The sequence below is a fragment of the Mesorhizobium sp. C120A genome (assembly GCF_030323105.1).
Lineage (GTDB): Bacteria > Pseudomonadota > Alphaproteobacteria > Rhizobiales > Rhizobiaceae > Mesorhizobium.
The window spans coordinates 1,920,095-1,933,846 of the sequence record NZ_CP100476.1 but is presented as its reverse complement, the minus strand read 5'-3'; the positions used below and the strand labels follow the sequence as shown (position 1 = coordinate 1,933,846).

Here is a 13,752-nt window from a genome sequence, read left to right as displayed (position 1 = left end):
CACGCACATCGTGTTCTCCAAAACGTCGTTTGACGATTGGGCCGATGCGTCAGGAGAGGATTTGATATGACGATTGCGCGCAAAATTCTTTCTGCGGGCGCGGCGGGCGCTCTTGCGACGATGCTTGCCGCCTGCACCACCGGCGGCTCCGACGGGCCACCGATCTCATCGCAGGCGCGAGGCGTCGAAGGCTCATGGCTGAACGCCGAAGGCAAGGCGGTCTCGACATTGAACGGCGGCGTCTTCACCACCGTTTCGGCGGAGACCGGTGAGAAATTCGCTGACGGCAGCTACACCAAGACCGGCGCCACCTCGGTCGAGATCAACGGAACCTCGCTTATCCGGCAGCAGCCAATCGCTTTCAACTGCCTGCTGGTGTCCATAAACCAGCTGAATTGCACCAGCTCCGCCGGGCAGAACTTCGTGCTGACCAGGCGCGGCTGAACCTTTCCCATGCGGCTTTGCGGATGGCGGCGGCGCGATGCCGCCGCCTTTTTATGCCGGCAAACCGATGCCGGTTATCCGCCCTGATTCTTCTTGCATCGCCACAACCGCGATGTGAACATACCCGAAATGCTGGCTGTTATCCTGCAGTCGGGCAAGAGCGTTAAACGCCTTTGATCATATCCGGGAGACGAAGATGAAGAAGCTCGCCGCCATTGCCGCCCTCTCTGCCTCGACACTCGGCCTGTCGGCCGCACCATCCTTTGCCGACTACACGTTGAACATCCTGCATTTCAACGATTGGCACAGCCGCATCGAAGGCAACAACAAATACGAGTCGACCTGCTCGGCCGAGGAAGAGACCAAGGGTGAGTGCATCGGCGGCGCCGGCCGGCTGGTCACCGCGATCGCACAGGAGCGCAAGAAGCTCGAAGGCCAGAACGTGCTGCTGCTCAATGCCGGCGACAGCTTTCAGGGATCGCTGTTCTACATCACCTACAAGGGCACGGCGGAGGAGGAATTCCTCAATCAGATCAAGCCCGACGCGGTGACGCTCGGCAACCACGAATTCGACGATGGCGAGAGCGCGCTGGTGCCTTATCTCGACAAGGCGAAGTTCCCGATCGTCAGCGCCAATGTCGTGCCCAACGACAAGTCCGGCGCCGCAGGCAAGATCAAGCCGTCGATTGTGCTTGAGGTCGGCGGCCAGAAGATCGGCATTGTCGGCGCCGTGACCAACGACACGCCGGAACTCGCCTCTCCCGGCCCCAACATTACCATAGAGGACGACGTGAAGTCGATCACCGCCGAGGTCGAGAAGCTGAAGGCGCAAGGCGTCAACAAGATCATTGCCGTCACCCATATCGGCTACAGGCGCGAGCGCGATGTCATCGCCAAGATCCCGGGCATCGATGTGGTGGTCGGCGGCCACAGCCATTCGCTTCTGTCCAACACCGACCCGAAGGCGGAAGGCCCCTATCCGACGATGGTCGACAACCCCGACGGCTCCAAGGTGCCTGTCGTGCAGGCCGCGTCCTATTCGAAATATCTCGGCGAATTCAAGGTCGTGTTCGACGACAATGGCAACGTCAAGGAATCCAGCGGCGACCCGATCTTCCTCGACAAGTCGATCACTCCCGATCCGGCCGTTCTTGCCCGCATCAAGGAACTCGGTGCGCCGATCGAGGCGCTGAAGAACAAGGAAGTGGCCGAGACCACCGAGGCCATCGACGGCAGCCGCGAAAGCTGCCGCACCAAGGAATGCGCGATGGGCAACCTCGTCTCCGACGCCATCCTCGACCGCGTCAAGGGACAGGGCGTCGAGATCGTCGTCTCGAATGGCGGCGGCCTGCGTGCTTCGATCGACAAGGGCACCGTCACCATGGGCGAGGTGCTGACCGTGCTGCCGTTCCAGAACACGCTGGCGACCTTCCAGATTTCCGGCAAGGATCTGGTTGCCGGGCTGGAAAACGGCGTCAGCCAGGTCGAGGACGGCGGCGGCCGCTTCCCGCAGGTGGCAGGTCTCAAATACTCCTTCGACAAGTCGGTCGCGCCCAATGCCGGCCGAGTCAAGTCGGTCGAGGTGATGCAGAACGGTGCCTGGGCGCCGATCAATCCGGACAAGGACTATCTGGTCGCCACCAACAATTACGTCCGCCAGGGCGGCGACGGCTACAAGGTCTTCGCCGAGAAGGCCAAGAACGCCTATGATTACGGCCCGGGCCTCGAACAGGTGGTCGCCGACTATCTCGCCGCGCACCGGCCCTACACGCCCAAGCTCGACGGCCGCATCACCGAGGTTGCCGCAACCGTAGCGGCTGCCCCGGCCGCCGAGCCGGCAAAACCAGCCGAACCGGCACCTGCTCCAGCGGAACCGGCAAAACCGGCCGAGGCTGCACCGGCGGAGCCGGCGATGCCCGCATTGCCGGCAGGCTCCGGCGACATCACCACCACGCCGCCGACTGTCCCGGCGGAAACCGCCCCGGCAACGCCGGCTCCGGCCGAACCGGCAAAACCGGCCGAAGCCGCACCTGCTCCGGCAAAGCCGGCTGACGCCGCCCCGGCCGAAGCCAGCCATGTCATCGTCGCCGGCGATACCTATTGGGATCTCGCCAAGAAGGCCTACGGCGACGGCGCCAAGTGGAAGGTGATCTCCGAGGCCAACAAAGGCTACGAACCACGCCGGCTTCCTGTCGGCGCGACCTTGACCATTCCGGCGAAGTAACCTCGCTTCGCACTTGCGACCAGCAAAACCCGTCCGGGTAACCGGACGGGTTTTTGGCTTTCAAGGTAAGGTGCGGCCAGACGCAGCATTGAAAACTTGCTCCGCATCGCTAGTTTCGCCCGACATCGTCGGTTTTCGCGGTGTCGGGAGACCTTCATGACGCTTTCCACGCCTGTCGACCCCAAAGCCGCGAAAGCGCTCGACCCGCTACCGGCCGGACATCCGCCGGTAAAGGCAGGCAAGATCGGCGTCATGTTGGTCAATCTCGGCACGCCCGACGGTACCGATTTCAAGCCGATGTGGCGCTATCTCCGCGAATTCCTGTCCGATCCGCGCGTCATCGAACTCAACAAGGCGATCTGGTATCCGATCCTCTACGGCTTGGTGCTGACCACCAGACCGAAGAAGTCCGGCGCCAATTACGCCAGGATATGGAACCGCGAGAGGAACGAGTCGCCGCTGCGCACCTACACCCGGGCGCAGGGCGAAAAGCTGGCCGCAGCGCTCATCGACCTACCCGATGTCGTGGTCGACTGGGCGATGCGCTACGGCAACCCCTCGACCGCGAGCGTCGCTCAAAGGCTGGTCGAGCAAGGCTGCGACCGCATCCTGTCGTTCCCACTCTACCCGCAATATTCGGCGACCACGACCGCCACCGCCAATGACCAGCTTTTTCGCGCGCTGATGAAAATGCGTCGCGCACCGGCGGTCCGCAGCGTGCCGCCCTACTATGACGAGCCGGTCTACATCGAGGCGCTCGCCCATTCGATCGAACGGCATCTGGCAACGCTCGACTTCGAGCCGGAGGTGGTCATCACCTCCTATCACGGCATCCCGAAGCCCTATTTCGAAAAGGGTGATCCCTATCACTGCCACTGCCAGAAGACGACACGACTGTTGCGTGAACGACTGGGGTGGGATGAAAAGAAGCTGATCATCACCTTCCAGTCGCGCTTCGGCGTCCAGGAATGGCTGCAGCCCTACACCGACAAGACGATCGAGAAACTGGCGAAGGACGGCGTCAAATCGATCGCCATCGTCAATCCAGGCTTTTCCGTCGACTGCATCGAGACGTTGGACGAAATCGGCCGCGAGGCGGCCGAGACCTTCCATCACGCCGGCGGCGAGAAATTCGCCCACATCCCGTGCCTCAACGACAGTGCAGAAGGCATGGCGGTGATCGAGGCGATGGTGCGGCGCGAGCTGTCGGGCTGGGTCTGAGGCCGCCACGTTGCGGCGATCGACCGCCGCAGTTGCGCTATTCCATGCACTAATAATCAACGATCACCTGATTGTAACATTATTGAAACACACCTAAGTGTTTGGTGAAGTCGGTTGCATGGAATCAACGCCATGGCCGGCATCTGAGGGAGATTCAAATGGACTTCAGTGGTTTCGGTATTGCGATTGGTGCGCTTGCCTTTCTGGTATTGGTGCTTCTTATCAAAGGCATCCGGACAATCCCGCAAGGCTATAATTATACGGTGGAGCGCTTTGGTCGTTACACCAAAACACTAAGCCCCGGCCTCAACCTCATCGTGCCGTTCGTCGACCGCATCGGCGCCAAGATGAACATGATGGAGCAGGTGCTCGACGTTCCGAGCCAGGAAATCATAACGCGCGACAACGCCATTGTCGGCGTCGACGGCATCGCCTTCTACCAGATCCTCAATGCGGCGCAGGCCGCCTACCAGGTCGCCGGCCTGGAGAACGCCATCCTCAATTTGACGATGACCAACATCCGTACCGTCATGGGCTCGATGGACCTCGACGAATTGCTGTCGAACCGCGACGCCATCAACGAACGGCTGCTGCGCGTGGTCGACGAAGCGGCCCATCCGTGGGGCATCAAGATCACCCGCGTCGAGATCAAGGATATCAATCCGCCGGCCAACCTCATCGAATCGATGGGTCGTCAGATGACGGCTGAACGTAACAAGCGTGCGCAGATCCTCGCCGCCGAAGGCCTCAAGCAGTCGCAGATCCTCGAGGCCGAAGGCCGCAAGGAAGCCGCCTTCCGCGACGCCGAGGCGCGCGAACGCTCGGCCGAAGCCGAAGCGCGAGCCACCCAGGTTGTATCGGAAGCCATCTCCAAGGGCGACGTGCAGGCACTCAACTACTTCGTGGCGCTCAAATACACCGAAGCGATGGGCAAGATCGGTACCGCCAACAACAGCAAGGTCGTGCTGATGCCGATGGAAGCGTCGGCACTGATCGGCACGCTCGGCGGCATAAGCGAGATCGCCAGGGAGGTGTTCCGCAGCGAAGGCACCGCCGGCGCCGCCAGGCAGGCCGCCCGCCCTCCGGTGGTTCGCCCGAATGAGAACTGAGACCTGACGAGAACTGAGGTCGCGAGCATGATCCCGAAAAGTGGGAACCGGTTTTCGGAAAAGATCATGCTCCACAGGAAGTAGGAGCGCACTCCCATGTTCGACCGCATCATTTCCGAACTTGGTCCGTGGAACTGGATGGTTCTGGGCTTCGTCCTCCTGGTGATGGAGGTCATCGCGCCAGGAATATTCATGCTGTGGATCGGCATCGCCGCATTGGTGATCGGTGTGATTTCCCTGCTCGTCTGGGACGCAAGCTTCTGGGCCTGGGAAGTCCAGGTCCTCGCCTTCCTGGCCCTGTCGCTGGTCTCGGCCCTTGCCGGAAAGAAGCTGGTTGGTGGGCGTAATACCCCTAGCGACCAGCCGCTGCTCAACCGGCGCGGCGCGCAGTTGGTCGGCAGGATGGCAACGCTGGCCGAGCCGATCAAGGACGGTCGCGGCCGCATCAAACTCGGCGACACACTGTGGCGCGTCTCCGGTCCCGACCTGCCGGCCGGCACGCAGGTGCGCGTCGTCAGTTCGGCCGACACCGATCTGGAACTGACCGTCGAGGCCGTCTGAGCGCCCGAAGGCCCGCAGCGCATTTGGCAGCAATCGAAGCGCGCCGCGTAGGTCACCCCAACGCAATGCGGTTTTAGTTTCCTCAGGCTGCGCCGATACGCAGCAAATCGTGGAAGTGAACCACCCCAACGGGCATCCTGTTTTCCGTCACTACCAGCGCACCGATATTGTATTCGTTGAGAAGCGCGATCGCCGTTCCGGCCAGCGTCTGCGGATCGACCGTCTTCGGCGTGCGGGTCATGATGTCGTCCACGGCGATATCGGCCAGGTTTCGATGCAGATTGCGCGCGACATCACCGTCAGTGATGATCCCGACCAGCTCGCCCTTCCCGTCGACGACACAGACACAACCGACTTTCTTGTTCGACAACGTCATGACCGCTTCCGGCATCTTGGTACCGAGCGCCGCTAGCGGAATCTGATCGCCGACCCGCATGATCTCGGAGACGAGAGTCAGATTGGCGCCGAGCTGGCCGCCGGGGTGGAATGTGCGGAAATGGTCGGGCGTGAAGCCGCGCGCTTCGAGCAGCGCTATGGCCAGCGCATCGCCGACCACCAGTTGCAGCAGGGTCGATGTCGTCGGCGCCAAACCGTGCGGGCAGGCTTCCGGCGCGGACGGCAGGAGCAGCACCACGTCGGCCGCGCGCGCCAGCGCCGAGGCCGCGCCCGCGGTAATCGCAATCAGCGGGATCGAGAAGCGCCTGGAATAGGCGACGATGCCCATCAATTCTTTGCTCTCGCCGGACCATGACATGGCGATGATGGCATCGTCTCTGGCGATCATGCCAAGGTCGCCATGATTGGCCTCCGCCGGATGGACGAAGAAGGCAGGCGTGCCGGTCGAAGCCAGACTGGCCGCGATCTTAGTGCCGATATGGCCGCTTTTGCCGACGCCGGTGACTATGACGCGGCCATTGATGCGCGACACCATGTCGACGGCGCGGGCGAAAGGTTCGGCCAGTTCGTTCTCCAGCGCGGCGGCCAATGCCGCCACGCCGGCCTGTTCCGTGGCTACCGTTCTCAGCGCCGAGGCGATCGAAGCCTCCAAAGGCTTCTTTTCTTGGGATCCCGCATGCATGGCTGATGCGATTAGCGCTTTGCCGTTCGCCTGTCCAACAGAATTGCCGTCCAGCCATGTCCGACGGGCCGCCCTTCAACCCTCCGTTAACCATCCCCGTTTACGGTTCGGTAAGTATGGCGCGCTTGCGCCGCGCAAGCAGTGGTGACGATGTCGCGGGCCCAGCCTCAAGAGAAAAAAGGTCGAACGGGCAGAGCCTTTTGCGCTCTGCTTCTGGCGACGAGCGTGCTCGCTTTGCTGCGGCCAACTGCGCTTCATGCCCAGGAGACCGAGCTGCGCGGCGAGGTTTCGGAATCGGCGATCCTGTCCGACCAGCAGCGCCGGGCCAGGCAATTGAGCAAGGCCAACACGCAGGTCAAGCCCGCCCCTGCCGACACCGCCCCCACGGGAAACACGCCAACGGCCTATGTGCCGGCCAGCGATGGCGCCTTGCCTGACGACACCGACCCGTCACAGGCCGGCGCGAACAGCATTTTCGACCCGCCGGCGACCATCGACGATTCGTTCGCCGACAAGCCGGCAACCGTCCAGCCACGCCGTCCGTCGACGGCAAAGCAACGCGCCGCCGCGGATGCAGACAAGGCCAAGGACAAAACCAAGGCTGCCGACAAGAAGAAGCCTGGCAAAGCCACGGACCAGACCACCACCGGAACGACTCCGGACGGCACTGCGGCAGACGACGCCGATCAGGACACAGCCAACCGCCGTGTCCTCACCGTCGACGGCGTCGACCGACGAAAGCTCGACCCTGGCGCCGAGCGCGCCGACGCCATCGAGGGCCAGAAGAAGAAGCTCGAGGACGACCCGTACGCGGCAACCGGCATCAAGGTCGGCTCGTTCCTGCTGCGGCCGACGCTCGAGCAGGGCGTTGCCGTCACGTCGAACGCCGATTCCAGCGCTGGCGGCAAGTCGGCGGTGCTGTCCGAAACGGCGCTGCGTTTCTCCGCCGCCTCCGATTGGCGCGAGAATTCGGCGGTCATCGACGGCTACGGCAATTTCCGCAACACCATTTCGGGCCAGAAGATCAATGAGGCACGCGGCCGTATCCAAGGCACGTACAATGTCGACCTCGACAATGAACTGCGCGCCATCGCCAAGCTCGGCTACGAGATTGCGCCGGAATCGGCCTCCGCGCCCGACGCCATTGCCGGCGTCACCTCGCAGCCGATCCGCCAGACTGTCGACGGCAGCCTCGCCGTCGAGAAGGATGTCGGCAAGCTGCGCTTTGCGCTGACCGGTGCGGTCTCCCACGACATCTATGGCGACGCCAAGCTAACGGACGGCACCGTGTTGTCGCAGAAGGATCAGGACAACACGCTCTACACCGCAACGTTGCGGACCGGCTATGAAATTTCCCCGGCTCTGACGCCCTTTGCCGAGATTGAGCTCGGCCGCCGGGTATATGACCAACGGATCGACAACAAGGGCTTCGAGCGCTCTTCGACCCGGCTTGGCGCACGCGCCGGTGTCGAAGTCGACATGGGCGAGAAGCTCAAAGGTGAGTTCTCGGCCGGCTGGCTGCGGGAAGCGATCGACGACAAGAACCTGGAGGCGATTTCGGGAGCCACCATCAATGCCGACCTCAAATGGTCGCCCGAGCGCGGTACCATCATCGGCCTCACCGGGCGAACCACGGTCGAAGGCACGACGAATGCCGGTGAGAGCGGCGACATCCTCTATTCCGGCCGCCTCACCGGCGAGCGGCAGATCCGCGCCGACCTGACCGGCAACGCAGCCCTTGGGCTCGACTGGCGCAATTACACCGGCTCCGACGGCCATGACATGACGCTGAGTGCAGAGGCCGGGCTGACCTGGTGGCTGAACCGTTACGTCGGTCTCACCAGCCGCGCCCGCACCGAAAAGCTGACCAGCAATCTGCCCGGGCGCAACTACACCGCCAACAGCATCTATTTGGGGCTGAAGCTGCAGCGGTAGCTAAAAAGCAGCGCCGCGACGCTCGGACGGCTTCATCTCATCGAGCAGCGTGCGGATGACGCCGGCCATGTTCTCGTTCATGTCGCTGCGCCACAGCGCGAAGGCGACATTGGCCTCGACGAACCCTTCCGGCGAGCCGCAATCGAAGGTGCGGCCCTGAAAGTGGTAGCCAAAGAAGGGCTGCTGCTTTTCCAGCTTCAGCATCGCGTCGGTGAGCTGGATCTCGTTGCCGGCGCCCTTTTCCTGGCTTTCCAGGATCTTGAAAATCTCGGGCTGCAGGATGTAGCGGCCGTTGATGTAGAGATTGGACGGCGCGGTGCCGGTCTTCGGCTTTTCGACCATCTCGGTGATGCGGAAGCCGTGATGCGTGTCCTCGCCGCGGCCGACAATGCCGTATTTGTGGGTTTCGGCCGGATCGCATTCCTGCACCGCGATGATGTTGTTGCCGGTCTCCTCGTAGAGCTCGACCATGGCCTTCATGCAGCTCTTTTCGGACTGCATGATCATGTCGGGCAGCAACAGCGCGAAGGGTTCGTCGCCGACCAGTTCCCGGGCGCACCAGACGGCGTGGCCGAGACCCATCGGCACCTGCTGGCGGGTGAACGAGGTCTGCCCCGGGCCCGGCTGCAGCCGCTGCAAGCGGGCCAGCTGATCGTCCTTGCCGCGCTGTGCCAGCGTATCATAGAGCTCGAACTGGATATCGAAATGGTCTTCTATGACCGCCTTGTTGCGGCCGGTGACGAAGATGAAATGTTCGATGCCGGCCTCGCGCGCCTCATCGACGACATACTGGATGACCGGCCGGTCGACGACGGTCAACATCTCCTTGGGAATGGCCTTGGTGGCCGGGAGAAACCGTGTGCCGAGACCGGCGACCGGGAAAACTGCCTTGCGAACTCGCTTCATGCGTCAATTATCCGTTTGAGGGCGTGCCCGGCAATCCCGCCTCGCGACATTTTCGCGCCGGAATTGGGGATTATCGGGCCATTGAGGGAAACATCAACCGGTAAAGCATCCAGGTGTCTTTTCGTTCCAGGCGCCGCCTATGGTAAACCAATTGCTAACCCGGTTCGGCGATGAATGGTCTTTCCTGAGATAGAGAAAGGGGAAAATATGTCCGTTCGCAGTGCCGCAAAACTCTTTACCAGCGTGCTGACGGCGGCCAGCCTCTCGCTCGCCTTGCTGATGCCGGCCGGACCGGCCTTCGCCGATGCCGGGTTTCGGCAATGGGTCGCCGGCTTCCGCGCCACGGCCGTGGCGGGCGGCGTTTCCGGCGCGGTCTACGACCGAGCGTTCCGGGGCATCAATGAGCCCGACCCGGTGGTGCTGGAAAAGGCACGCACCCAGCCCGAGTTCACCGCGCCCGCCTGGGACTATTTCGACAACCGCGTCCATGACCAGTCCGTTGCCGTCGGCCAGCAGATGGCCAGGAAATGGAAGCCGTGGCTGGACCGGATCGAAGCCAGGTTCGGCGTCGACCGCTACATCCTGCTCGCCATCTGGTCGATGGAATCGAATTATGGCGAGATCCTCAAGCGCGACGACATCATGCGCAATGTCATCCGCTCGCTGGCAACCCTCGCCTATGGCGACGCCAAGCGTTCGAAATTCGCCCGCACCCAATTGGTCGCCGCGCTGAAAATCCTGCAGACCGGCGACATCGACGAAAGCCACCTGATGGGCTCCTGGGCCGGCGCCATGGGCCAGACCCAGTTCATCCCGACCAGCTACCAGCATTATGCCGTCGACATGGACGGCAACGGCAAGCGCGACATCTGGAATTCGATCCCCGATGCGTTGGCGACATCAGCCAATCTGCTGAAGAAGAATGGCTGGCAGGGCGGCAAGACCTGGGGCTACGAGGTCACCATTCCAGCCGGCAAACTGCCTGCCGGCTCGAAGACATTGGCGCAGTGGCAGGCGCTCGGCGTCGCCAGGGCCAATGGCAAGCCGTTCAAGAACGCAACCGACACGGCGACGCTGAAAGTGCCGGACGGCCGCGGCGGACCGGCATTCCTGATGATCAAGAACTTCTCCGTCATCAAGGCCTACAACAACGCCGACAAATATGCCCTGGCCGTCGGCCTTCTTGCCGACGAAATCGCCGGCTCTAATGGTCTGGTGCAGGACTGGAAGCGGCCTTTCACCAAACTGTCCTTCGAGGAAAGGCAGGAGTTGCAGAAGCGGCTTTCGCAGCACGGACTTTACGACGGCAAGTTCGACGGCAAGATCGGTGACGGTACGAAAACCGCCATCATGACCTATCAGGCAACGGTCGGCTTGACCCAAGACGGGTATCCGAGCATGGAAGTGCTCAAATGGCTCAGAAAGAAATAGAGCCGGCGACGGCAGCGCGCATCTGCGACGCGCAAGGGATGCCGTAGCATCGGTCTGTGCATGATCCCCTGCGAGGGCCATGCACCAAGTGATGGAGAGGGTGCTTGGTTCCGGCAGCGCGTATCCGTGTGATCGCTTTCCGCTTGCCGATCCTCATTCTGGCCATCGTCGTCCTGGCGACGGGGGTCGCCGGCAGTTTCCACACACCGGCTTTGGCGCAGGAGCAACCGCAGAACCGCGGCTGGTCGCTGCGCGACCTTCTGTTCCCGCGCCGCAGCGAACGCATCGAGCCGCCGCTCGACGTCCGCAAGGCAAAGCCGAAGGTCAAGAAGAAGCCCCGTGCACCCGTTGAACCTTCCGCTCCGATTGTCGAGAAGACACCGGATGCCCGCGTCATTCTGGTGATCGGCGATTTCATGGCCAACGGCCTGGCCGAAGGCCTCGAAACAGCCTTTGCCGACAATGCCAACGTCAGGATCGTCGAGCGCGCCAACGGTTCTTCGGGTTTCGTGCGCGATGATGTCTACAACTGGCCCGAACAGGTCAAATCGCTGGTCGAGACCGAAAAACCCTCCGTGGTCGTCGTCATGCTCGGCTCCAACGACCGCCAGCAGATGCGCGTCAACGATGTGCGCGAGCAGCCGCGCTCCGAGAACTGGACCAAGGAATACGAACGCCGGACCGAAGCCTTGGGAAAGGCACTGGCGGCGACCAAGGTGCCTTATCTGTGGGTCGGCATGCCAGCCTTCAAGACGCCGAAGATGACCTCCGACATGCTGGCATTCAACGACATCTACCACTCGGCAGCCGAGAAGAACGGCGGCGAATTCGTCGATGTCTGGGATGGGTTCGTCGACGAGAACGGCGCCTTTGTCTCGACCGGCCCCGACATTAACGGCCAGGCCGTGCGGCTGCGCTCCGACGACGGCATCAACGTCTCGAAAGCCGGCAAGCGAAAGCTCGCCTTCTACACCGAAAAGCCGCTGGCCAAGATCCTCGGCCTGGCAGCGCCGGGAAGCGTGGTGACGGCTGCCGCGCCGGCCGGCGCCCCGGTCGAGGCGCGGTCGCTGCCCGCCGCCCCGATCGTGGTCGACCGCACCGTTCCAATGCTGCTCAACGATCCGGCGCTCGACGGCGGGACCGAGCTTCTCGGTGCGGCGGCGGCGCCGAAAGCCAATCCGGATCTGCCCGGCGAAAAACTAATCCTCGAAGGCAAGGCGCCCGAGGCCTCGCCCGGCCGCGCCGACGACTTCTCCTGGCCGCCCAAGGCCGCTGCCGCGACGGATACGACGACGGCGATCAACCGTTAACGGGGGAGTACCGTCGACCCCATCAGCGCTTCATCGATCGAGCGCGCGGCCTGGCGGCCTTCGCGGATCGCCCACACAACCAGCGACTGGCCGCGGCGCACATCACCTGCGGCGTAGAGCTTGTCGACGCTGGTCTTGTAGTCGCGATCATTGGCTTCGACATTGCGGGAACGGCGGCTGTCGGTGGTGATTTTCATCTCACCGTCCAGCTCTTTCGCGACGCCGGCGGCAGCCGGTCCGGCAAAGCCGATGGCGATGAAGGCGAGGTCTGCACGGATGACGAATTCGGTGCCGGCGATCGGCTTGCGCTTCTCGTCGACTTCGCAGCATTTGACGCCGGTCAGTTGGCCGTCCTCGCCGATGAATTCGAGCGTCGCCACCTGGAATTCGCGCTCCGCACCTTCGGCCTGTGAGGACGAGGTGCGCATCTTGGTCGCCCAGTAAGGCCAGACCGAAAGCTTGTCTTCCTTCTCCGGCGGCTGCGGGCGGATGTCGAGCTGGGTGACGCGCACCGCGCCCTGGCGGAAGGCGGTGCCGACGCAGTCGGACGCGGTATCGCCGCCGCCGACGACGACGACATGCTGGCCGCCGGCGATGATCGGATGCGACGGCCAGGCCACCGACTGGATCGGCTCGCCGCCGACGCGACGGTTCTGCTGCACCAGATAGGGCATGGCGTCATAGACGCCGCCGAGATCGTCGCCCGGAATGTTGGCCGGACGCGGCGATTCCGAACCGCCGCAATAGAGCACCGCATCGTATCCGGCGAGCAACTCTGCCACCGGCTTGTCGACACCGACATTGACGCCGCAATGGAAGGTCACGCCCTCGCCCTGCATCTGCTCGATGCGGCGGTCGATATAGTGCTTCTCGATCTTGAAGTCGGGAATGCCGTAGCGCATCAGCCCGCCGGGACGGCTCTCACGCTCATAGACGCTGACCTCGTGGCCGGCGCGGCCAAGCTGCTGCGCCGCCGCCATCCCTGCCGGGCCGGAGCCGATGACAGCGACCCGCTTGCCCGTCTTCTTCTCTGGCGGATAAGGCCGGATATGGCCGGTTTCATAAGCCTTGTCGGCGATTGCCTGTTCGACAGTCTTGATGGCAACCGGAATGTCCTCGAGGTTCAGCGTGCAGGCTTCCTCGCAGGGCGCGGGGCAGATGCGGCCGGTGAACTCGGGGAAATTGTTGGTCGAATGCAGGTTGCGGATCGCATTGTCCCAGTCGCCATTGTAGACGAGGTCGTTCCAGTCCGGGATCTGGTTGTGGATCGGGCAACCGGTCGGCCCGTGGCAGAACGGGATGCCGCAATCCATGCAGCGCGCGGCCTGTTTCTCGACCTCCTTGTCCGACATCGGCAGCGTGAATTCACGAAAATGCCGGATGCGGTCGGAGGCCGGCTGGTACTTGTGCACCTGCCGGTCGATTTCGAGAAAGCCTGTTACCTTGCCCATAGTCCAGTTCCTGCTGTCCAGATGGTGCGGTTTTCGCACCCGTTAACCCCTTGAGGCAGCCGTGGCAACCTTGCATCCGAGG

The 13,752-nt window shown here is 62.9% G+C and carries 11 protein-coding genes; 8 read left to right on the top strand and 3 right to left on the bottom strand.

The window, feature by feature from the left end; all coding sequences use genetic code 11:
* Positions 1-66 precede the first annotated feature (66 nt).
* The 5 genes from NL532_RS09495 to NL532_RS09475 all read left to right on the top strand — a co-directional run bounded on the left by NL532_RS09495 (position 67) and on the right by NL532_RS09475 (position 5,559).
* The gene (locus NL532_RS09495) at positions 67-444 is read left to right on the top strand and encodes an Omp10 family outer membrane lipoprotein (RefSeq protein WP_023683250.1); all 378 of its coding nucleotides are present in this window, start codon (positions 67-69) and stop codon (positions 442-444) included.
* 196 nt (positions 445-640) lie between these two features.
* Complete coding sequence (locus NL532_RS09490) at positions 641-2,668, top strand: bifunctional metallophosphatase/5'-nucleotidase (RefSeq protein ID WP_023828223.1); 2,028 nt, start codon at positions 641-643, stop codon at positions 2,666-2,668.
* Positions 2,669-2,824: 156 nt separating this feature from the next.
* Positions 2,825-3,889, top strand: a complete 1,065-nt coding sequence (hemH, locus tag NL532_RS09485; protein ID WP_023828224.1) for a ferrochelatase — start codon at positions 2,825-2,827, stop codon at positions 3,887-3,889.
* Positions 3,890-4,047: 158 nt separating this feature from the next.
* A complete protein-coding gene (locus tag NL532_RS09480) occupies positions 4,048-4,998 on the top strand; it encodes an SPFH domain-containing protein (RefSeq protein ID WP_023686408.1) in 951 nt (316 codons plus the stop codon).
* A 96-nt stretch (positions 4,999-5,094) separates the two neighbouring features.
* On the top strand, positions 5,095-5,559 hold the full coding sequence (locus NL532_RS09475; RefSeq protein WP_023686409.1) for an NfeD family protein: 465 nt from the start codon (positions 5,095-5,097) through the stop codon (positions 5,557-5,559).
* A gap of 82 nt (positions 5,560-5,641) precedes the next feature.
* Here the strand turns inward: NL532_RS09475 and NL532_RS09470 are convergent, their stop codons facing one another.
* On the bottom strand, positions 5,642-6,637 hold the full coding sequence (locus NL532_RS09470; RefSeq protein ID WP_023828225.1) for a KpsF/GutQ family sugar-phosphate isomerase: 996 nt from the start codon (positions 6,635-6,637) through the stop codon (positions 5,642-5,644).
* 150 nt (positions 6,638-6,787) lie between these two features.
* Between NL532_RS09470 and NL532_RS09465 the strand changes: the two genes are divergently transcribed.
* A complete protein-coding gene (locus tag NL532_RS09465; RefSeq protein WP_031202662.1) occupies positions 6,788-8,572 on the top strand; it encodes an outer membrane beta-barrel protein in 1,785 nt (594 codons plus the stop codon).
* On the opposite strand, the gene galU is transcribed toward NL532_RS09465, so the two are convergent.
* On the bottom strand, positions 8,573-9,478 hold the full coding sequence (gene galU, locus NL532_RS09460) for a UTP--glucose-1-phosphate uridylyltransferase GalU (protein ID WP_023828227.1): 906 nt from the start codon (positions 9,476-9,478) through the stop codon (positions 8,573-8,575). It abuts the gene before it with no gap.
* A gap of 207 nt (positions 9,479-9,685) precedes the next feature.
* On the opposite strand from galU, the gene NL532_RS09455 reads away from it, so the two are divergent.
* Together NL532_RS09455 and NL532_RS09450 are read left to right on the top strand one after the other, a co-directional pair.
* On the top strand, positions 9,686-10,909 hold the full coding sequence (locus NL532_RS09455) for a lytic murein transglycosylase (protein ID WP_023828228.1): 1,224 nt from the start codon (positions 9,686-9,688) through the stop codon (positions 10,907-10,909).
* 104 nt (positions 10,910-11,013) lie between these two features.
* On the top strand, positions 11,014-12,219 hold the full coding sequence (locus NL532_RS09450) for an SGNH/GDSL hydrolase family protein (protein WP_023828229.1): 1,206 nt from the start codon (positions 11,014-11,016) through the stop codon (positions 12,217-12,219).
* On the opposite strand, the gene NL532_RS09445 is transcribed toward NL532_RS09450, so the two are convergent.
* Positions 12,216-13,670, bottom strand: coding sequence for a glutamate synthase subunit beta (locus tag NL532_RS09445; protein ID WP_023671207.1), 1,455 nt, complete (start codon positions 13,668-13,670; stop codon positions 12,216-12,218). The genes NL532_RS09450 and NL532_RS09445 overlap by 4 nt on opposite strands.
* Between the last annotated feature and the right edge of the window lie 82 nt (positions 13,671-13,752).

Coding starts and splice junctions, on each gene's coding strand:
- NL532_RS09495 (WP_023683250.1), top strand. CDS start 67: ATGACGATTGCGCGCAAAATTCTTTCTGCGGGCGCGGCGGGCGCTCTT.
- NL532_RS09490 (WP_023828223.1), top strand. CDS start 641: ATGAAGAAGCTCGCCGCCATTGCCGCCCTCTCTGCCTCGACACTCGGC.
- hemH (WP_023828224.1), top strand. CDS start 2,825: ATGACGCTTTCCACGCCTGTCGACCCCAAAGCCGCGAAAGCGCTCGAC.
- NL532_RS09480 (WP_023686408.1), top strand. CDS start 4,048: ATGGACTTCAGTGGTTTCGGTATTGCGATTGGTGCGCTTGCCTTTCTG.
- NL532_RS09475 (WP_023686409.1), top strand. CDS start 5,095: ATGTTCGACCGCATCATTTCCGAACTTGGTCCGTGGAACTGGATGGTT.
- NL532_RS09470 (WP_023828225.1), bottom strand. CDS start 6,637: ATGCATGCGGGATCCCAAGAAAAGAAGCCTTTGGAGGCTTCGATCGCC.
- NL532_RS09465 (WP_031202662.1), top strand. CDS start 6,788: ATGTCGCGGGCCCAGCCTCAAGAGAAAAAAGGTCGAACGGGCAGAGCC.
- galU (WP_023828227.1), bottom strand. CDS start 9,478: ATGAAGCGAGTTCGCAAGGCAGTTTTCCCGGTCGCCGGTCTCGGCACA.
- NL532_RS09455 (WP_023828228.1), top strand. CDS start 9,686: ATGTCCGTTCGCAGTGCCGCAAAACTCTTTACCAGCGTGCTGACGGCG.
- NL532_RS09445 (WP_023671207.1), bottom strand. CDS start 13,670: ATGGGCAAGGTAACAGGCTTTCTCGAAATCGACCGGCAGGTGCACAAG.